Consider the following 20,343-nt stretch of genomic DNA (forward strand, 5'->3'; position numbering starts at 1 on the left):
AGCAAATTAGTTTATCATGTCAAATTATATCATTGCACGTAAATCTTTATTAATCATTAAATTGTTGTTAACCGCTATTCTCCGCTGGCAGCTGAGAACTGACTATTATAAAGATCAGCGTAAAATCCGCCTTTTTCTAGAAGTTCATGGTGATTACCTTGCTCAATGATAGTTCCATTGTTCATAACAAGTATTAAATCCGCATCACGAATTGTTGATAATCTATGCGCAATAACAAAACTTGTTCTTCCCTGCATTAAGCTATTCATAGCCTTTTGTATTTGTACTTCTGTTCTTGTATCAACGCTTGATGTTGCTTCATCAAGTATTAATATTGAAGGATCTGCAAGTATTACACGAGCAATAGTCAGAAGCTGTTTTTGACCTTGTGAAATATTAGAAGCTTCTTCATTTAATATTGTGTCATAACCTTCAGGTAGCGTTCTAATAAAATGATCTGCATGAGCAGCTTTTGCAGCTCTAACTACTTCTTCAAAGGTTGCATCTTTACGACTATAAGCTATATTATCCTTTATAGAACCTGTAAATAACCAAGTATCTTGAAGTACCATTCCAAACATACTTCTTAAATCTCCACGTTTAAAATCTCTTATATCTACTCCATCGATTAAAATTTTACCACCTTGAATTTCGTAAAATCTCATAAGTAAATTTACAAGAGTAGTTTTCCCTGCTCCAGTTGGCCCTACTATTGCAACGGTTTGGCCAGATTTCACATCTATATTCATATTTTCCATGAGTGTTATAGTTTCTTTATATCCAAACTTAACTCCTTCAAACTTAACGCCGCCCTTTAATTCTCCTACTACTTTAAATTCTACATTATTTAAGTTTTTCTCTTTTATTTCATTGTTTTTAAGGTCAATTATTTTAGCATCCTCTTCATCAGGTATTTCCTCAACTTCATCCAATATTTCAAAAACACGCTCTGCCGCTGCTACAGTAGATTGCAAAATATTTGCTATATTTGCAGTTTGAACTATAGGCTGACCAAATTGTCTTGAGTATTGAATAAATGCTTGAATGTTTCCTACTGTAATTCTCCCATTAGTTACAAATATACCTCCAACTACAGATACTAAAACATAGCCAATGTTATTTATAAAATTCATCATAGGCATTATTATTCCTGAAATAAATTGAGCCTTCCACCCTACATTGTAAAGTCTTTCATTTATTTCATTGAATTCATTTATAGCCTTTTCTTCATGTCCAAATACCTTTACTATTTTATGACCAGTATACATTTCTTCTACGTGTCCATTAAGCTCTCCTAAAGCCTTTTGCTGTTCTTTAAAATAATTTTGAGACTTTTTAGCTATAAGTATTGTAACTAGTACAGAAAGCGGTAATGTTGTAATAGTAACTAAAGTAAGCATTGGGCTTATAGTTAACATCATAACTATTACTCCAATAATAGTTACAATAGATGTAATGAATTGTGTTAAACTCTGCTGAAGAGTTGATGCAACTGTATCTAAATCATTGGTTACTCTACTTAATATTTCTCCATGAGTACGTGAATCAAAGTACTTAAGTGGCAATTTATTAAGCTTTTCATTTACATCTCTGCGCATATCAAAAACAGTATTTTGTGCAACTCCTGCCATTATATATTGCTGAATATAACTAAATAAAGCACTGATTAAATATAGTCCTATCAGTATTAAAATTATCTTTCCAATATAGTCGAAGTCTATTTTCGGACCATGTTTACTGATAAATGTCCAAAGTTCTGGGTCGATATTTGTAACGTCTACTTTAGGAGCCGCTGTTCCTTTAGCGGCTTCTGGATTGGCCATGGCTCCAGTTATCATTTTTCTAAGAGACTCCGGTAAATCCGGCATCTTTAAAGTATTTGCTATATTTTCAGGTTTAAATAAATCCATGGCATATTTCCCTTTAGCCATTAGCCCTTCAAATAACTTTGTTGTAGCATTACCCATAATTTTAGGACCTACAATACTAAAAATTGTACTTATAATTGCTGTTATAAATACTATTATAAGATTAAGCTTTCTAGGCATTAAATATTTCATAAGTCTTTTTAATGTTCCTTTAAAGTCCTTAGCTTTTTCTACAGGCATTGTCATGGGGCCACCGCCGTGTCCTGGTCCCCTTCCTGGCTTACCTAGTTTTTGTCCTTTATTTTCACTCATGCCAATTCCTCCTCACTAAGCTGTGAAGATACAATTTCTTTATAAACTTCACAAGATTTTAAAAGCTCTCTATGAGTTCCAATTCCTGCAATTTTGCCTTCATCTAAAACTATAATTCTATCTGCATCCATTACAGTACTTACTCTTTGAGCAACTATAATTACGGTTGATTCCTTAGTTTCTCCCTTTAGCGCGCCTCTAAGCTTTGCATCAGTTTTAAAATCAAGAGCTGAAAAACTATCATCAAATATATATATTTCCGGTCTTCTTATAAGGGCACGTGCAATGGACAATCTCTGTTTTTGTCCACCAGATACATTGTTACCACCTTGAGCAATTACAGCATCATATCCCTCTTTCATGTTATTAATAAATTCAGAGGCTTGAGAAACTTCAGCTGCATGCTTTATTTCATCTTCTGTTGCATCTTCCTTACCATATTTAATATTTTCACTAATAGTTCCAGTAAACAGCACTGCCTTTTGTGGAACAAATCCTATCTTTTTTCTAAGATTTTCTTGAGGCATTTCTCGAATATCCACGCCATCAACTAAAATATTTCCACTTTGAATATCGTAAAAACGTGGAATAAGATTTATAAGTGTTGATTTACCAGAACCTGTACCCCCAATTATTGCAGTTGTTTCTCCTGGATTTACACTAAAGGAAATATCCTTTATGGCTGGCTGCTCTGCTCCTGGATAGCTAAAGGTAACATCCTTAAATTCTACATATCCCTTTCTACCATCAGTATTTTTAGGATTTTTAGTATCAGTAATTTCCGGATCAATATCTAGCACTTCATTAATTCTAACCGCTGAAGCTTCTGCACGAGGTATCATAACAAACATTATTGCAACCATAAGAAAAGAAAACATAATTTGCATAGCATATTGTAAAAAAGCCATCATGTCTCCAACTTGTATATCTCCAGTATCGATACGAAGACCTCCAAACCAAATAATTGCAATACTTGTAAAGTTCATTATTATCATCATAACAGGCATAACAATTGCCATCATCTTATTTACTCTAATAGCAGTTGTTGTAAAATCATAACTTACCTCTTCAAAACGATTCTTCTCATCTTCAATACGATTAAAGGCACGAATTACCCTAATCCCTGTCAAATTTTCACGGAGCACAAGATTTATCTTATCAACTTTTTTTTGCATTACTTTAAATAAAGGCACTGCCTTTTTTGCCACTAGAAATATAACTAATCCAAGTAGTGGAATTGCAACTGCAAGCACTAAGGATAACTTTTTATCCTTTGATAACGCCATGATAATTCCACCAACGGCCATTATAGGAGCACTAACCATCATACGCATTATCATAACTGTAACCTGTTGAATTTGTGTAACATCATTTGTAGTTCTTGTAATCATAGATGAAGTTCCTATTTTATCAAATTCATGAAGTGAGAACCTTTCTCCTTTAACAAAAACCTCTCTTCTAATATCTCTACCAAATGCTGTAGCAACTTTGGATGATAAAAAGCTTGATAAAATTACACATATAGCACTTCCAAAGGCTACAAGAAGCATAAATCCTCCAATTTTTAAAATATAATCTGTATCTCCTTTAACTATACCTGTATCAACAATGTCTGACATTAATGTAGGCAAGTAAAGTTCAGCCATGGATTGAAGAAATAAAAGAATTAAAACCATAGCTACATATCTTCTGTAAGGCTTTAAAAACCTAAACAATTTAATCATAAATTTTCATCTCCTTTAAACTAATCAATAACATCAAATAATTACGGTTCCATGCCAATGTAATACTTTTACTAATTTGCACTAGTGGTTAACTATCCTCATTTTCTTCCTTTCCCATACAATGGCTGTTACCCGTCCCAACTTTATCTTCTAAATTGTTCTTCACCTGCATCAGAAGCCTTTTAAGCAGTATTTTCTCTTCTATAGTAAAATTTTCAAAGCACTCTCCTTCTATAACCTTCATTAGTTCATGTACCTTTTCATAAGCTTCTTTTCCTTTATCTGTGAAATACACCCTAGATATTCTTTGGTCATTTTCATCAGCCCTTCGTTCCAAAAGCCCTGCATTTTCCATTCTTTTAAGCATAACTGTAATTGTAGCAGGTTTAATCTTAAGTCTCTCAGCAAGTTCTTTTTGACTTTGCCCATCCTTAATATGTAGTGCAAAAAGCATAGGTGGCTGCCCTGGGTATATATCAACTGTATTAAGTAAAGAATGTGCACGATGAAAGTGAAGCTTCATCACCTGCGAAAACACATGATATAATGAATCCTTTTTGAAATCCTCCATTTTTAATTCCTCCTATGTCAGCAAACCCTCAATATTTTTAATTATTATACGAATTCATTTTTTATTTAGCCGACTAAGTAATTATTTTAGCACCGGTTTATCTATCAGTCAACTATATTATTACATTTAACAAAAAATACATATATAAAAAATTATTAGTCAACTAACAATTTCTTTGACTTATAAAGTTGTTAATCCCCAACTTGTGGAAATATTAAGATAAGCAGAGATGGTTCCCAACAAATAGATTTTTTAGTTTTTATTTTTGGTATGTTGTTGCTATGCTAAAAGGGACGGTTATTGTAATTACAATAACCGTCCCTTTAAAATCAAAATTTGTTGTTAATCGCCCATATTTTTCTAGTAAGCTGTTCTCTTTAATGCTAATTGAATAGAATTATAAAGTACCACTCCAACCAAAGTGTTAACTATAGTTGCAGGAAGCACTACTGTATACATTAAAATTGAAAATGGAGCTGGTAATCCGAAGATGTAAAATGCGCTTCCTAAAAAAATAGTTCCACTAATTACTGTTCCTATAACTGAAACTAATGTCATTTGAAATTGATTATTTAACTTTTTATCTGTAAACTTAAACATCAAGTATACAATTTGTCCAGTAATTAATTTATCTATAACATTGGGAATTTGTCCACCTGGGAAGGTAGTAGTTGCAGCAGTAAGTATTCCTGATGCAATGCTAATGATTACAGCAAGTTTATAATCTTTACTAATAAGTATAGTTATAAACATCATGGTAAGCAAAATATCAGGCTTCATCCCAAATAAAAGTGGTGGAGCAATTTGATGTAAAATCAAACCTATGGCTAAAAGAAGTGAATTAATAATAATCTTTTTTAAATTCATAATAAATAACCTCCTAAATATTTCATAAAATCTTATAATTTTTTTATAAATTAACCAGTACCAATCAGATATATCTTCATTTCAAACCATAGCACTCACCTCCATACATCATTTATGCATGATTTATAGAAATTTTTAATTTCGTTATCAAATAATATTTTAGAAAATAAAAAAACCCTCACCCTAAAAAAATTAGGGCGAAGGTATTATCCGCGGTACCACCTAAATTATGCAAAAGCATATCTCTTAATCAGACACCAACATGTCCTATCCACTATAACGGGCGGCCTCCGTTAAGTACTACTAATTTAAGATTTCACTTAAACTTTCGGCTTACTTCTAAATGGTCCATTCACTACATGACATCGTATTGAGATTCCACCATCCTCAACTCTCTGAAACTAGGCAATATAGCTACTCTTCCACTTCAATGAATTTATTAAAACAAATTATTTACATTTAACTTTTTATCATCTTACCACTTTACATGAGTATTGTCAATGTTTTTTTACAATTAGCATCTGCAAACTTTAAAGTAACAAACTAAACTACACCAATATTTCTACTCCATTCTTTGTAACAGCTATAGTGTGTTCCCATTGAGCTGATAGTGAACCATCCTTAGTAATTACAGTCCAACCATCTTCAAGTGTAACGCATTCATAGCTGCCTTCGTTTATCATAGGTTCTATGGTGAATACCATTCCAGGTAATAAAAGCACTCCCTTACCAGGTCTTGCAAAATGATCAACATGAGGCTCTTCATGAAATTTCAAACCTACTCCATGACCACCTAAATCTCTTACTACAGAGTAACCCAGTTTATTACAATAACTTTCTATAGCTCTTCCTACATCATTAAGATCTCCATAAGGTTTTACTGCATTAATTCCTATATATAAAGCTTCCTTTGCTGCTTCTACAAGTTTCACAGCTTTTTCACTTGTTTCTCCTACTATAAACATTCTACTTGCATCAGAATAATATCCGTTTAGTATGGTACTTACATCTACGTTAATAATATCACCATTTTTTAAGGCTCTATCCTCTGGTATACCGTGACATATAACATTATTTATAGAGGTACATACACTTTTAGTGAATCCAAAATAATTTAATGGTGCAGCAGTCCCTCCACTTTTAATGGTATACTCACTAACCCACTTATCTATTTCATTAGTGGTTATTCCTTCTTTAATTCTCTCTCCAACAATATCCAATATTTCATTAGTGATCTTACCACTTTTTCTTATACCTTCAATTTGTTCTGGGGTTTTTATTATATCAAGGGGAGGTATTATAAATCCTTGCTCTTCATAATCATATAACTTGTTATCCTCTTCGAAATGACACTTTTTATACTTTTTTCCACTACCACACCAACATAAATCATTTCTATTCGGTCTTTTCATTTAGCACATCTCCAATCAAATATTTAATCCTACAACTATTATGAAATATATTGCTTGTCAAAGTCAACCCTTTAAGTTTAGGAGACGGTTAATAGCAAAATAGTATTCCTTTATATATTAAAAGTAAGCGCTTATTGATTATTTAGATAATCGTCCCATAAACTAAATTTGTTGTTAACCATACCTAATTGTTTTCTTCAATTTCCTTATTCTTAATTTCTTTGCTTTTAAACAACTTATTCTTTAAAAATTTTATATCTTCATCTATAAACCTATGTTTAACGGCTTTTACATCAAATCTAAATAACTTAAATGCAAATTGCACAAAGTATCCTATGCTTAAAGATATAATCACAGTTCCTATTCCTACAAATCCTCCCAGCATATATCCTATAATTGATACACATATCTCAATTGAATTTCTAATAAACCTAACAGACTTATTAGTTCTTTTAGTAAATGCAACCATAAGTCCATCCCTTGGCCCTGTGCCTAATCCTACTCCAATATAAAGATAACTTCCTATACCAATTATAAACAATCCTAAAAATATCATTAAAACACTTGATATGCCACCATAAACCATAGGTACAAAATCATTGATTAAAAGAATGTCCATAAAAATTCCAATGAATATCATATTAGCAACGGAAGACCATCCTATTCTTTCCCCTAGCTTCCAGTTTATTATAAGCAAAACTGCTCCCACTGCAATATTTGCTTGTCCCAGAGTTATAGGAGCCTTTCTTACAATTCCTTGATTCAAAACATCCCAGCATCCAACTCCTATATTTGCATTTAATGTCATAACCACACCTAAAGCAAAGAGAAAAAGCCCTAAAAAAAGTCTAAAAACTTGTAATACAATCTTTTTCAAACATCAATACCCCCTGTATAAATTCTTATCTATATACTATAAATTTTAAGTTTCCTATTTTGATCTTCAACCCCCGCCATATGGCTATATTGTATATATTTATATAATTATACAATACATTTTATGCATTATGTATTATGTTATATATCATAATCTGAAAAACTACCTACGTGTAACCCTTGGATTTTTTTAAAGTATTCTAGCCTCTTACTACTTTTTTAACATGAAATATATAAAGCTTAGTAAACATTTGATAAATCTCTCCATATTATAATCTTGTATCATTTTTAATACGGAGGGATTTAATGCATATTTTATCAATTCTCTTTTTTGCTATATCATCAAGCAGTGATAGTCTTATTGTCGGGCTTAATTATGGGGCAAAAAAAGTCAAAATAAATTTAATTAATAATTTTGTAGTATCCTTTATTGCCGGTATGGGAACTTTTTTAGCAATGATATTTGGAAAATTACTCACAAAGTTAATTCCATTAATCTATACAAATATAATAGGAAGCAGCATATTGATTCTATTAGGATTGTATCTATTAACAGTTTCATTAAAAAAATGTGGGAATAATGGCAATAATTCAGAAGAATTAAGTGAAGATATGTGTGAAATTTATCGCTATGAAGCTGCACTTAGAAGTCCAGAAATAATAGATACTAATCACTCTAAAACTATTGAGTTTAAAGAATCTATTATATTGGGAATTCTTCTCTGTTTAAATAATATTGGCTTTGGGATAGGCGCAAGTATTACAGGGTTAAATATTTATATAACATCAATATTCTCAATATTTTTTAGTTTAGCATTTATTTCATTAGGATATTACATTGGCGAAAAGATATTTTCTAATAAATTATCAAAATACTCAGAGATAATTTCTGCATGCATTATTATAGCTCTTGGAATATACGAGTTATTTATATAAATAGATAGTCATTTTAAAAAACTATATTTATTATTAATACTATGTTCTTTAATAAATATAGTTTTTAAAACAATGCTAATTGTAATTTTATTATATTTTTAACATAAAATACTCAAATCATTGATTTTAGTCTAAAAACAAGAGTGCAAAAATTATTATATTTTGCACTCAAAATTTTCTTTTCTGTCTTCTTCTTGTATCAAACTTTCTCTTTAATGCCCTTATATCGTCATCTATAAACCTTGGTTTAACCTTTTTCACATCAAATTTAAACATTTTAAACGCAAGTTGTATAAAGCATCCTGTAGCAAGGGCTGTTATTACTGTTCCTATACCTACAAATCCACCTAGGAAGTACCCTATTGCAAGTATTGTTACTTCAATAACTGCTCTAACTACACACACAGATTTATGAGTTTTTCTTGTCAGTGCCACCATAATTCCATCTCTAGGGCCTGCTCCTAACCCCACTCCAATGTATAAGTAAGTACCAATTCCAATTATAAATAACCCTATAAACAGCATTAGAAATCTTAAAAAAGTACTTTCAAATATAGGTATTAAATTATTTCCCATTAAAAAATCCATAAAAATCCCTACAAATACCATCCCTCCAACAGTTCCCCAACCAAGTCTTTCTCCTAAAACTCCATTAGCTACTAGAAGCATAGCACCTACAGCAATATGAGATTTACCTCTTGAAATATTTCCTACCTTAGCAATACCATGATCTAGTACATCCCAAGGACAAAGTCCTAAATTGGTATTAATAATTATCACAACGCCTATGGAAGAAACTAAATATCCTAATAGCAGTCTTAAAGTACGTAATACTATTTTTTTCATATCGCATCCCATCTTTCTTATTATAGCTAATTTTTTTACAAATTAGCATAGTTCGCTTTCTTAAGATGCTTTCTATATTAGTATTACACAAAACTCTTTGTAAATTCATCTATATAGTATATATGTTTAAGGCAATTTTTAGCTTAATATTTTTTTAGTATAAACTCTTCAAAATCTATATGTTTATTTACATACACACATACACACTTATCAGTTTAGCTAAAGGTCTTATATCAGTATCTCTTGAAAATTCAAAATATATCTTTCCAAAACTTGACGCCCATATTTTTAGTTCTGCATCTGTATCAAAATTACCTCCACTTTCACAAGAAAATGAAGAAATCTTTGAATAAGGTATGCTCATATATCCTCTTTTTCTACTTGTTATACCCTGTACGTCAATAACAATCACTCTCTTATTTGTAAATATAAGTCTATCTCTAATTGATTTATATGATTTTTCTACTAGCTCATCATTTAAGAGTAAAAATTCATATACTTCTCTTCCATCATCAACACTTGATTCTGTTAAACCTACAATTTTTGGTGATACTTCTGTCATTTTTCATTCCCCCTTTATTTCCCTATATAATATATTATACACATTTAATCAAAATTTTACTATTCTAAAAATTCGCACATTTTTATGTTATTAGAATAATATAATAAATATACAATTTACTGTTTACAAAGTTCCCTTATGGTGCCATAATCTATATGTATTTAATAGTTAATATTAAAATTAGTTATATTCTTAGCTTATTTAAGATATTTTTACTAAGTATTCAAATTAGCTATTAAATATTAACTATAGTTGTTTGGAGTTGATAATATGAATTGGAATAGTAATGACGTAGCCAAAGCATCTATTGAAATGGCAATCTCTTCAAGAGAAAATGAATCTAAGTTAATTAAGGATTTTAAAGATAAAGAAATACTTACTGTAGCTGTGGATATAGGTGGTAATTTAATATCTTCTATACCTAAGATAATTGAAAGAGCATTAGTAGCATCAAAAAGACATGGTCTTATCAAGGATTGTCATCCTCATGATGGTGCTGTTGCTGGCGCTACAAGAGAAGCTATAATACAAGTTGCATCAAAGGCAAATGGTCTTAATGTAGGTGGAAAAATAGGAATTGCACGATCTGGCGAACACTTGAGCGTATGTATATTCATGAGCATAGGACTATTACATTTGAATGAAGTTGTAATAGGACTTGGACATCGTTCCATATCTGAAATATAAACTATAATTTAGGCATATATTCAAATGAAAATTAACTTCATACATACTCTTGACAACACGTAATACTTAATATAAAATCTTATTAAGCTGTTAGTAGTTTATGGTAGGAACCCCTCAAAGGAATTGAGGGATGGTAATTTATTATAAAGTCATTTTTTGCAGATTATGCATGGTAATTCAGTAGAAACAGCTTAAATTTTTATAATAGTAGTATTGTAGTTTAATGTAGATTAGTAGTTTTGTAGTATAAGTTTTTAATAAATTAATTCTCAAAAACCGTAGTATTGTAGTAAAGTAGGAGATAGTAGAAAATTAGGCCTTTATTCAGGCTTTGTTTTGTTGCATATAACTCTCCTAGTGAGAGTTTTTTTATTGTAAAAATTTGCGTGATTTATAGAAATTTATAATTTCGTTATAAATCAGCACATCTCAATTCATTGAGATGTTTCCTTAACTATTAAATATTAAATAATAATTTAATTATAATTGGAGGATGGTAGTATGGTAGGAAAGAAAAAAAATTTATTATTATGTTCAATTTTATGCGCTGTTACACTTCTAGGAGCAGGTTGCACAACCTCTAAGCCTTCTAGCACTAGCAAATCAAACGTTAAAAACATTGGAATCACCCAAATAATAGAGCATCCGGCACTAGATGCTTCCAAAAATGGATTTATCAAGGCACTTTCTGATAAAGGTTTTAAAGATGGCGAAAATTTAGCTATTGAATTTTCAAGTGCTCAAGGTGATACTGCAACAACTCAAACTATAGCTCAAAATTTCGCTTCCCAAAAGAAAGATTTAATATTTGCAATTTCTACGCCAAGTGCTCAAGCTGCATTTAATACCACAAAGGAAATCCCAATATTAATAACTGCGGTTACAGATCCTGTAAAGGCTGGGCTTGCAAAATCTCTTGAAAAATCTGAAACCAATGTAACTGGAACCAGCGATTTCTTTGATATAAAAAATCAATTTGACCTTATAAAAGAATTATTACCACAAGCTAAAAGAGTGGGTTTTATATATAATACTAGCGAAGCTAATTCTGAAAAACAATTAGAAGAAGCTAAAAAAGCAGCATCTAGTTTTTCTTATGAAATAGTTCCAATGGGAATTACAAGTTCAAATGAAGTAGCTTCAGCATTAGATGCGCTACTTTCAAAAATTGATGTACTTTATACTCCAACAGATAACCTTGTAGCTTCATCAATGTCATTAATAGTTCAGAAATCTACTGAGAAGAAAATTGCCGTAATTGGTGGAGAAAAGGCTCATGTAGAAAATGGAGCTTTAGCTACAAGAGGAATTGATTACTACAAATTAGGATACGAAACAGGTCTCATGGCTGTAGATGTTTTAAATGGCAAAAATCCAAGTGATATGCCTATTGAACATCTAAAAGATTTAGAAGTTGCTATAAATGAAAAAACTTCAAAAGCCTTAGGAATATCTATACCTTCCACTTTAAAGGAAAATGCGGTAATCATAGGAGGTAATTAATATGTCAAGTTTTTGGATAAGCGTTTTAGAACAAGGCTTAATATTTGCAATTATGGCTCAGGGTGTTTATATAACTTATAAAATATTGGACTTTCCTGATTTATCAGTAGATGGTACTTTCCCACTAGGAGCAGCTATAACCTCTTCACTGCTTTTAAAAGGTGTAAATCCTTATTTAGCTACCCTAGCTGCACTATTATTTGGTATGTTTGGAGGCCTTGCAACTGGAGTTTTGCATGTTAAATTAAAAATAACAAATTTATTATCTGGAATTTTGGTTATGATAGGCCTTTATTCAATAAATCTTAGAATTATGTCAAAGCCAAATATTCCTCTTTTCAATCAATCGATAATATTTAATAACTCAGTACCAAAAGTATTGATTATCTTAGCTGTAGCCTTAATTGTAAAACTAACATTAGATATATTCTTAAAAACTAAATTAGGATTTTTACTAAAAGCAACAGGAGATAATCATCAGCTAGTTACTTCTTTAGGGGTAGATATTGATTCAATGAAGATATTAGGACTTATGCTTTCCAATGGTATAGTAGCTTTATCAGGCTCCATACTTGCACAGCATCAAGGCTTTGCAGATATCGGTATGGGTGGCGGTATGATTGTAACTGGTCTTGCCTCTATAATCCTTGGCGAAGCACTGTTAAAGCACTTTAACTTTATCACAGGCACAACCTTAGCAATCATAGGTGCCATGGTTTATAAAGCAATTATAGCCTTAGCTTTAAAACTGGGACTTCCTCCTACAGATTTAAAATTAATAAGCTCAGTAATAGTTATAGTGATTTTAGCATTATATCAAGCTAAGCCTAAAAAATCATTAAAACCCTTAGTTAAAAAAGGAGGTAGTCAAGTTGTTACGAATACGAAATCTATCCAAGATATTTAACAAAGGTACTGTAAACGAGAGTGTATTATTTGATAATTTATCTTTAACTATAAACGATGGTGACTTTATTACTATAATAGGAAGCAACGGTGCAGGAAAATCTACACTATTAAATATTATTTCAGGAAACACTGAACTTGACGAAGGCGAAATCACTCTTAATAAGCTGGATATAACAATGCTTCCTGAGTATAAAAGAACTAAATTCATTGGTAGGGTTTTCCAAAATCCATCAAGTGGCGTATCTCCTTCAATGACTGTTTTAGAAAACTTGTCTATGGCCTATAGTAAAGGAAATAAATTTGGACTATCCTTTGGAGCTACTAAAAAGGAAAGAAGTTTATTTAAAGAATTATTGAAAGAATACTCATTAGGCCTTGAAGAGAAGCTGGATGTTAAGGTAGGTGCCTTATCTGGAGGCCAAAGACAAGCGCTATCCCTTGTGATGGCTAGTCTTTCAAAGCCTTCACTAATGCTTTTAGATGAGCATACCGCAGCCCTTGATCCTTCGATGTCATCTAAAGTACTGGAACTTACTTCTCAAATTGTAAATGAAAATAAAATGACCACTTTAATGATAACTCATGACCTAAATGATGCAATAAGCCTTGGGAATAGACTTATAATGCTTCATAGAGGAAAAATAATACTTGATATCTATGGGGATGAAAAGAAGAATCTCACCACTGAATCACTTTTAGACTATTTTAAAAATGTTGCTGACAAAGGTGTTTTAAGCGATAGAACACTTTTCTCATAGTTATATGCAAAAAGCTAGGATGAGAAGAAAACTTTATCTAAGTAAAACTTTATTCTCATCCTTTTTAATGTATAACTCTTTTTTTACTACTTTATCCCCTCTTCAATCTTCTTAATATATTCCTTCACATTTGAATCTTCAACCGGCGCTCCTTCATACCATACCTTTCTACTTATATCTTTATTTCCAAAATATCTGGCTTTTAATATAATTTCAGGCCTATATTCAAAATGTAATATATCAAAATGATACCATTTCCCTCCCCAAACAAAATTATGCTTTTCAAAAACATCTACAATTTCTTGAGGATAAGAGGCTATTCTTTCTGCTCCCTGCTTTTCAGATGCCCACTGCCAATAATCCCTATTATCTCTTGCTAAATCAATTGCAATTCCAAAGGCATGAGGACTTAATCTGCCTGTTCCAGAGATTATTCTATAATTATATGTTCCGCTACTTGGAAATAAGCTAGCTGCAACTTTAGAATTTTTTTGAGCTATAGGTATAAGCTCCTGCATAACTTTTTTTAATTCATCTGCTGCTTTATTATTTTTATTAAATCTAGAGTACTTGCCAACATTTACATTTATAAGGTTAGATTCTACCTTACTTCTTGATCCACCGTAAACTTCCGAAAGTAAACTATATACTCTGCCGCGGCCAGGATCTTCATTTTTAGGCATTAAACTCTTAATGGGTGTTAACGGATATTGTTGTTCCATCATATCTTGCAAATCGGGATTAGCTAATTTTTGTTCAAAACTCTTTACAGTTTTATCATCATATATAATTCTCTTTCCAGACTTCATAATCAAATATACCTTTTCATTTTCTCTTGTTTCTACACCTACAATATATTCAGGATAAGCCATCATAAGCGATAATATATCCCGCTTCATTGTCGCCTCATATGTATTTTCTATAGAGCTTGCAAAGGCATTATTTTTATCTAAAGGTTGTTTTACATATGCTAATAAACTTAATACACAAAATAAGACTATATATATAGTAATATTTTTCATAAGCTTACATCTCATTTTTTCACCTCCATCTTCAATTAATGATTACTAATTAATATATATCCTTGCCACTATCTATAAATTCTATGTAAAATAAAAAAGCTGCAGCATCTTTCAGATATAAACAAAAGGATCTTGCATGGCAAAATCCTTTTATTTATCAATAAACACATATTGTTCTTGTAATAAGCTAAGTCCTAAATTTAATATAATCTTCTGTGTTACTTCTCTGAATGTGTATGTTTCAGGTAGTTTATTTTTTAAAACTTTAATACCTTCTTGACTCATAGTTCCTAGTATATTTGTGCTGCATAGTTTACAACAAATCTTATTATTTAAAACAGGTGGATTATTAAAATAAACTTTAGTAGAGCATTTAAATGAAATATCTACTTCTAAACTTTTTACATTTCCGCTTACTGCATGCTCTGTTACACAATTTATATTTGAGTATGTTATATTTTCTCTTATAAATCCTTTTATAAAAAGCTTATTTGAATTATTTATTAGATTACAGCTTTCTAAAAACACCTCTTTATTCACATCTATTATTTTAAAAGCTGGTTCATTAAACTTTGTTAATGTTTCTATACAAATTGGAATTTCAATTTGAGATATTATCACTGGAAGTTTGCAAACCACTGGTTCTTTAATAAATTTTGACTTTATGTTTTTGCTCGAGCAGCATTCTAATACTGTATTATTAGAAACTTTAGCTTTACAGTGTACAGTAACCTGGTTTTCTGTAAGCTCTATGTCATTGATATCACTTGTTTCATCTAAATTATTATCTATCTCTTCTATATTCTCAGTACTGTTTATATTATCTGTGTTATATTTATCTTCCGTATCTTCTATATTATATATATCCGCTACATTGTTATCTGCAATATCCTCTACAATATTTTCCTTAACTTCATATTCTACATCTTCTACTATATTTTCAATATTATGTTCAATATTATCATCTACTTCGGTGTTTAATACCTCCTGCTCTTCTTCATAAACATTAAATTCATTATTCTCATCTTCTGTCTGCACATTACTTGATAAATCTTCATTATTACTTTGATTATTATTACCAAAAAGGTTAAATTGACTACCTAACATTTCAAGCAACCCTATAAACGCTAGGGATGAGTCTTCTACTCCTTGAGGTGAATTTTGTGGAAACATATTGTTTCGAGGCATAAGCTCTAATTCCTCTTCACATCTTCGTCTATGTCTATGTTTCTTTGACATATAGACTCTCCTTAATTATTGATAAAAAACATATAATAAATAATAGATAATAATTATTGAACCCTATGGCTGAATTGAGATTCGATAATTTTTAGAAAGCCGCCCAAAGGCGACTTTCATCTTAGATTATTAATTATATCTATTATCTGATGTTTAGCATCCTGATTTAGCTATAGCTGAAAGCGTTACATTACATACATCTACTTTATCTCCTTCAATTACATTTACAGCTTCAACTAATCTAACACTATATTTGCAGCATCCTGGACAGCTATTACATTCGCAGTGGCAGAAGTTAAAGGATGTGGTTATTTGTTCATCTGAACTATCTAAAGCAACTGTAAAGTCCCAAGTTCCGCATGGTACTTCTTGGCCTTCATCACAAGTTTTAAATAGCCCAAATACCAATCTTACTGGAACAGTTGTATCTCCATCAGTAAAATAGTGGATAATACTACAGAAGTCAAATTTAACAACTGGATTTTTTAAGCAAGTTGTATCAATAGTAATGCATCCTAATGATCTTGGATAGAAAAAGTTTGTTGTTCCTGTGTCACCGTTAGGTGCTACTACAGTTCTTTCTATTCTAGCACCTGTTCCACATGCACATTCAAATAGTATTGGGTATGGGCATGGGTTTTTGGGGCAGCAGTGTCTATATTCATGTTTATCTTTGCATTCTTCACATTCTCTACATTCGCATATACACTTTTTCTCATCTTTGTCGCAGTCTTTGTGTTTTCTATCATAATCGTAATCCCTGTCGTGATCGCAGTCTCTTCCATAGTCTCTTCCATAGTCGCAATATCTTCTATAAGGGTATGGTCTACAAGCTGGGTATCTTGGTTGATCGTCGCATTGTTTATTGTCATAATATAGTTTCATAAAAATCCTCCTCTTTATTATCTTTAACTAATCACTTTTTTAACTTTAGAAAGGTTTCTAGCCTTCTAATATAATATATGAGAAACTTAATTAAGCGTTACATAACTTACAGCTTTTTTTATTCTAGATTTGTTCTAAAAATTTAAGCTTCTTACTCTTTAAATCAAAGCCCTCTTAAGTTTTTAATCTTCACATTCACATTGATCTTTATATGGTGGGTACCAACGTGACTTTGGAACATATACTGGCTGATTTTGAAGCACTTTAAGTCTAATATAAATTACCATTTTCTCAGTAAATTCTCTAAAGCATTTTTCTCTTTTGAATCTGCCAGTACATTTTATATCACGGTTTAAAATAGTTGATTCTAAAATCTTTGCCCACTCTAATTCACAAAAAATTTTTTCATGAAACTTTTGAAAGTGTATCCTAGACTCTTCTTCATCATTTGAGCAGGTCATCTTATTATCCAATGAATTTAATTCACCTTCATAGGACTTCCCAAATATAGGTTTCTTATCAAACCTAACTTTAGTTACACATTTAAAAGGAATATTTACTGTTGTATGCCTTATATCTCCACTAATACTTGTTTCATTAACGCACCTTACAGTAGAGTACTGGATATTTGCTTGAACAAATCCTCCAATAAATAACTTATTGGTGCAAGGAACTAAATGACATTGTGTTATACAAACTTTTTTATCTATAGCTTTTATATCAAAAGCAGGCTCCTCTAATCGAATGTCTGCTTCAACATCTATTTGTACCTTAACATCTGAAAGTACTACTGGAACCTTAGCAACTAATGGCCCACATATTCCAACTGGATCATAGCATTTACTATCACATTCTCCCAAAGTTTCACAATTTATAACCTGTGAGTCACACTCTGGAATTGGCCTTGGCCTGCATCCTGGATCTCTTCCTTCATCCATAACTCAAGCTCCCCTCCTTATAATCTTAAGTATATTAAAACTTTAAGGCCTAACTTTTTTGCCCTTAAAGCTTAATATCTACTATCATATTATTCTGAAAATACTAATTTGCTACAAATCCTTAAATTTTGTACATTGCATGATTTATAGAAATTTAAAATTTCGTTATAAATCAGCACATCTCAATTTTATTGAGATGTTTCCTTAAATATTAACCTATTTTAGTTTTCATCTAATTCTTCAACAGGTACTTCCTTTCCAATCATTCCTCTCTCAGGATCAAACCCAACTTCGATTTCAACGCATTTTATATCTTTACTAGAACCACACTCTCCAGGCCAATCTTTTACCACAGTTACTTCACAGCTGGGTTCAGGAATACATACATTTTGGTTTTGTAATACCTTAAGTCTTAAATATACAACCATTTTCTCAGTTATCTCACGGAAAGATTTTTCATTAGGTAAGGTATTTAAAAGAGATGTATTTCTATCTAAAATATCTGTTTCCAATATTCTCGCATGCTCTAACTCACAATAAACTGGTTCATATAGTTTATTGTAGTGAATCCAAGAGTCTTCTTTTTGATCCTTATTTAACATATTATTATCTAAGGAATTTAATCTTTTTTTATATTCTTTTCCGTATATAGGATAATTAGAAAAGTGAATTTTTGTTACACATTTGAAAGGAATGTTAACAGTAGTATGCTGAATATTTCCGCTTATACTTGTTTGATTTGTACAGTCAATAGTAGAAAATTGTATATTCTTTTGAACGTGGCCTGCTATGAAAAGCTTATTTGTATATGGAATAAGTTTACACTGAGTAATCACAATATGTTTATCAATATTTTTAATATCCAAGGCTCTTTCTTCCAATCTAATTTCTGACTCCAGATCAATTTGTACTTCCACATCAGATAAGACCACAGGAATCTTAGCTATAAGCGGCCCCGTCCTACCCGTAGGAATATTGCACTGATTTTCACATTCATTTAAAGTAGTGGAATCCTTAACCCTAGAATCACACCTCGGTATGTTTTGGTTATTTTCATTACACTCTTTTATTTTATTTTCTTGTGCCATAAATATAATCCTCCGATTTTTTACTACAGTATCATAATATTCAATATAAACCAATTTGTTACATGTTATTATTTATTCAATATATAATTATTAGTGAATAATAATTAAAAAACTACTAATACTATAGAAATGTAAAATTTATCATAATGCATTTGGAGGAGTTTATGTGAAGACTACTATAGAAGATAAATATATTATATTTTTAGTCTTTTCAGGTATAGTTGGACTTTTTACTAATCTTCCCACCGAATATGGCTCATATGCAGGTACTGGCGGATGGGTGGTTATCATTATAGACTTATTATTAATATTACCTCCGAGTCTTGCTATCATTTGGTTAAATAAGCAGTATGATGGAAGAATTATACCTGATTATTTAGATGAAATTTTAGGAAAGTACTTAGCATTGCCTATAAATATACTTTATTTTATAAAATTTGCTATGTTAGTTCCTTCAATGACTAGATCGCTTTTAGGTATGGTTAAGTCCTCAGCATTGCAAACCACTCCTATCTGGCCGTTAGCTTTAATATTTATAGCTTGTGGATGCTATGCTGCAGCCTGTGAAATAAAATATCTATCTTACATATGTCAGCTTTTTATTTTAATTGCACTAATTCTATCCTCTATAGTGTTTTTTACATTACTTAGCAAAGGTCGAATTATTAATTTAATGCCGTTTTTTATTAAAGAAGATATACCCTTGTATTTTAAGGAAAGTATTAGAAACTTAAGGTTTTTCTTTGGAACCATGGTGCTTCTGGTAGTTCCTCTTAATAAAAAAAATAATAAAAAAGCTAGTATATATTTATTAATAGGCCTCATACTATCAACCTTATTTTACTTATTTATATTTTGGGGAACAGTTTCAGTTTGTGGAATAAATAGCACTGTGTTATTTAATGATGCATTTTTTATTGCAGTTAGAAGCGTCGAAATTCAAAAGCTAGAAATTTTACAAAGACTTGATGCTTTAGCAATTGCTGCTTTTATCTTTACTAGTTTAATGATAGTTGCTCTGTATATATATGGAGCTGCTGTTGTTTTTAAATACTACCTAGGAAAAACAAAAACTTTAAAAAATATAACTCTTTCTTTTTCCTGCATTATTGTATCTATTGTAAGTTTTCTAATTTGTATTATTATTCCTAATGAATTTTTTTTAGTACGATATCTCGAAATAAGTTACATGATATCATGGTTTACTTCTATGATTATTCCTATTATATTATTTATCATTGTTAAAATTAAAAAGAAGATTAATAAATAAGCATCTCGATAAAAAGATATAATACCTTTTTGTTGAGATATTTATTTTTAAATTAGGATCCATTATATTT

Annotated in this window: 19 protein-coding genes and 1 other annotated feature; of the genes, 6 read left to right on the forward strand and 13 right to left on the reverse strand. The window is 30.9% G+C overall.

Annotation, left to right across the window (positions count from 1 at the left end):
- Positions 1-74: 74 nt before the first annotated feature.
- The 6 genes from JOC70_RS15965 to JOC70_RS15990 form a co-directional block, all read right to left on the reverse strand.
- A complete protein-coding gene (locus JOC70_RS15965) occupies positions 75-2,180 on the reverse strand; it encodes an ABC transporter ATP-binding protein (protein ID WP_204599896.1) in 2,106 nt (701 codons plus the stop codon).
- Entirely contained in the window at positions 2,177-3,904 is a 1,728-nt protein-coding gene (locus tag JOC70_RS15970; RefSeq protein WP_204599897.1) for an ABC transporter ATP-binding protein, read from the reverse strand. The genes JOC70_RS15965 and JOC70_RS15970 overlap by 4 nt, the downstream gene beginning before the upstream one ends.
- 88 nt (positions 3,905-3,992) lie before the next feature.
- On the reverse strand, positions 3,993-4,475 hold the full coding sequence (locus JOC70_RS15975; protein WP_204599898.1) for a MarR family winged helix-turn-helix transcriptional regulator: 483 nt from the start codon (positions 4,473-4,475) through the stop codon (positions 3,993-3,995).
- Between the two features lie 360 nt (positions 4,476-4,835).
- Entirely contained in the window at positions 4,836-5,342 is a 507-nt protein-coding gene (locus tag JOC70_RS15980; protein WP_204599899.1) for a tryptophan transporter, read from the reverse strand.
- Positions 5,343-5,532: 190 nt separating this feature from the next.
- Positions 5,533-5,782: a binding site (T-box leader), on the reverse strand.
- Between the two features lie 108 nt (positions 5,783-5,890).
- Positions 5,891-6,754 carry a methionyl aminopeptidase gene (locus tag JOC70_RS15985; protein ID WP_204599900.1) on the reverse strand — a complete coding sequence of 288 codons (864 nt, stop codon included), beginning with the start codon at positions 6,752-6,754 and terminating at the stop codon, positions 5,891-5,893.
- Between the two features lie 184 nt (positions 6,755-6,938).
- Positions 6,939-7,631 (reverse strand): YczE/YyaS/YitT family protein, encoded by a 693-nt coding sequence (locus JOC70_RS15990; RefSeq protein ID WP_204599901.1) that lies wholly within the window; start codon positions 7,629-7,631, stop codon positions 6,939-6,941.
- 305 nt (positions 7,632-7,936) lie between these two features.
- On the opposite strand from JOC70_RS15990, the gene ytaF reads away from it, so the two are divergent.
- Positions 7,937-8,566, forward strand: a complete 630-nt coding sequence (gene ytaF / locus JOC70_RS15995; protein ID WP_204599902.1) for a sporulation membrane protein YtaF — start codon at positions 7,937-7,939, stop codon at positions 8,564-8,566.
- Positions 8,567-8,734: 168 nt separating this feature from the next.
- Here ytaF and JOC70_RS16000 read toward each other — a convergent pair whose 3' ends face one another.
- Together JOC70_RS16000 and JOC70_RS16005 are read right to left on the reverse strand one after the other, a co-directional pair.
- Positions 8,735-9,412 carry a YczE/YyaS/YitT family protein gene (locus JOC70_RS16000; protein WP_204599903.1) on the reverse strand — a complete coding sequence of 226 codons (678 nt, stop codon included), beginning with the start codon at positions 9,410-9,412 and terminating at the stop codon, positions 8,735-8,737.
- A 187-nt stretch (positions 9,413-9,599) separates the two neighbouring features.
- Positions 9,600-9,974 (reverse strand): PH domain-containing protein, encoded by a 375-nt coding sequence (locus JOC70_RS16005; RefSeq protein WP_204599904.1) that lies wholly within the window; start codon positions 9,972-9,974, stop codon positions 9,600-9,602.
- A gap of 270 nt (positions 9,975-10,244) precedes the next feature.
- On the opposite strand from JOC70_RS16005, the gene JOC70_RS16010 reads away from it, so the two are divergent.
- The 4 genes from JOC70_RS16010 to JOC70_RS16025 all read left to right on the forward strand — a co-directional run bounded on the left by JOC70_RS16010 (position 10,245) and on the right by JOC70_RS16025 (position 13,831).
- Positions 10,245-10,661: a HutP family protein gene (locus JOC70_RS16010; protein ID WP_204599905.1), complete on the forward strand. Its 417-nt coding sequence runs from the start codon at positions 10,245-10,247 to the stop codon at positions 10,659-10,661.
- 501 nt (positions 10,662-11,162) lie between these two features.
- Positions 11,163-12,164 (forward strand): ABC transporter substrate-binding protein, encoded by a 1,002-nt coding sequence (locus JOC70_RS16015; protein WP_204599906.1) that lies wholly within the window; start codon positions 11,163-11,165, stop codon positions 12,162-12,164.
- 1 nt (position 12,165) lies between these two features.
- Complete coding sequence (locus tag JOC70_RS16020; RefSeq protein ID WP_204599907.1) at positions 12,166-13,071, forward strand: ABC transporter permease; 906 nt, start codon at positions 12,166-12,168, stop codon at positions 13,069-13,071.
- Positions 13,037-13,831 (forward strand): ABC transporter ATP-binding protein, encoded by a 795-nt coding sequence (locus JOC70_RS16025; protein WP_204599908.1) that lies wholly within the window; start codon positions 13,037-13,039, stop codon positions 13,829-13,831. Before JOC70_RS16020 ends, JOC70_RS16025 begins: the two co-directional genes overlap by 35 nt.
- An 86-nt stretch (positions 13,832-13,917) precedes the next feature.
- On the opposite strand, the gene JOC70_RS16030 is transcribed toward JOC70_RS16025, so the two are convergent.
- The 5 genes from JOC70_RS16030 to JOC70_RS16050 form a co-directional block, all read right to left on the reverse strand.
- The gene (locus tag JOC70_RS16030; RefSeq protein WP_204599943.1) at positions 13,918-14,853 is read right to left on the reverse strand and encodes a M15 family metallopeptidase; all 936 of its coding nucleotides are present in this window, start codon (positions 14,851-14,853) and stop codon (positions 13,918-13,920) included.
- A gap of 150 nt (positions 14,854-15,003) precedes the next feature.
- On the reverse strand, positions 15,004-16,092 hold the full coding sequence (locus tag JOC70_RS16035; protein ID WP_204599909.1) for a hypothetical protein: 1,089 nt from the start codon (positions 16,090-16,092) through the stop codon (positions 15,004-15,006).
- Positions 16,093-16,245: 153 nt separating this feature from the next.
- The gene (locus JOC70_RS16040) at positions 16,246-16,977 is read right to left on the reverse strand and encodes a DUF4489 domain-containing protein (RefSeq protein ID WP_204599910.1); all 732 of its coding nucleotides are present in this window, start codon (positions 16,975-16,977) and stop codon (positions 16,246-16,248) included.
- A gap of 182 nt (positions 16,978-17,159) precedes the next feature.
- Positions 17,160-17,915 (reverse strand): CsxC family protein, encoded by a 756-nt coding sequence (locus JOC70_RS16045; RefSeq protein WP_204599911.1) that lies wholly within the window; start codon positions 17,913-17,915, stop codon positions 17,160-17,162.
- Positions 17,916-18,136: 221 nt separating this feature from the next.
- Entirely contained in the window at positions 18,137-19,003 is an 867-nt protein-coding gene (locus JOC70_RS16050) for a CsxC family protein (protein ID WP_204599912.1), read from the reverse strand.
- A 166-nt stretch (positions 19,004-19,169) separates the two neighbouring features.
- Here JOC70_RS16050 and JOC70_RS16055 point away from each other — a divergent pair, with 166 nt between their 5' ends.
- On the forward strand, positions 19,170-20,273 hold the full coding sequence (locus JOC70_RS16055) for an endospore germination permease (RefSeq protein WP_204599913.1): 1,104 nt from the start codon (positions 19,170-19,172) through the stop codon (positions 20,271-20,273).
- Positions 20,274-20,343 lie beyond the last annotated feature (70 nt).

Origin of the sequence: Clostridium pascui, from assembly GCF_016908015.1 — a bacterium.
GTDB classification, from domain to species: domain Bacteria; phylum Bacillota; class Clostridia; order Clostridiales; family Clostridiaceae; genus Clostridium_AK; species Clostridium_AK pascui.

Coding starts and splice junctions, on each gene's coding strand:
- JOC70_RS15975 (WP_204599898.1), bottom strand. CDS start 4,475: ATGGAGGATTTCAAAAAGGATTCATTATATCATGTGTTTTCGCAGGTG.
- JOC70_RS16010 (WP_204599905.1), top strand. CDS start 10,245: ATGAATTGGAATAGTAATGACGTAGCCAAAGCATCTATTGAAATGGCA.
- ytaF (WP_204599902.1), top strand. CDS start 7,937: ATGCATATTTTATCAATTCTCTTTTTTGCTATATCATCAAGCAGTGAT.
- JOC70_RS16050 (WP_204599912.1), bottom strand. CDS start 19,003: ATGGCACAAGAAAATAAAATAAAAGAGTGTAATGAAAATAACCAAAAC.
- JOC70_RS15965 (WP_204599896.1), bottom strand. CDS start 2,180: ATGAGTGAAAATAAAGGACAAAAACTAGGTAAGCCAGGAAGGGGACCA.
- JOC70_RS16040 (WP_204599910.1), bottom strand. CDS start 16,977: ATGAAACTATATTATGACAATAAACAATGCGACGATCAACCAAGATAC.
- JOC70_RS15980 (WP_204599899.1), bottom strand. CDS start 5,342: ATGAATTTAAAAAAGATTATTATTAATTCACTTCTTTTAGCCATAGGT.
- JOC70_RS16020 (WP_204599907.1), top strand. CDS start 12,166: ATGTCAAGTTTTTGGATAAGCGTTTTAGAACAAGGCTTAATATTTGCA.
- JOC70_RS16000 (WP_204599903.1), bottom strand. CDS start 9,412: ATGAAAAAAATAGTATTACGTACTTTAAGACTGCTATTAGGATATTTA.
- JOC70_RS16045 (WP_204599911.1), bottom strand. CDS start 17,915: ATGGATGAAGGAAGAGATCCAGGATGCAGGCCAAGGCCAATTCCAGAG.
- JOC70_RS16030 (WP_204599943.1), bottom strand. CDS start 14,853: ATGAAAAATATTACTATATATATAGTCTTATTTTGTGTATTAAGTTTA.
- JOC70_RS15970 (WP_204599897.1), bottom strand. CDS start 3,904: ATGATTAAATTGTTTAGGTTTTTAAAGCCTTACAGAAGATATGTAGCT.
- JOC70_RS16035 (WP_204599909.1), bottom strand. CDS start 16,092: ATGTCAAAGAAACATAGACATAGACGAAGATGTGAAGAGGAATTAGAG.
- JOC70_RS16005 (WP_204599904.1), bottom strand. CDS start 9,974: ATGACAGAAGTATCACCAAAAATTGTAGGTTTAACAGAATCAAGTGTT.
- JOC70_RS15985 (WP_204599900.1), bottom strand. CDS start 6,754: ATGAAAAGACCGAATAGAAATGATTTATGTTGGTGTGGTAGTGGAAAA.
- JOC70_RS16015 (WP_204599906.1), top strand. CDS start 11,163: ATGGTAGGAAAGAAAAAAAATTTATTATTATGTTCAATTTTATGCGCT.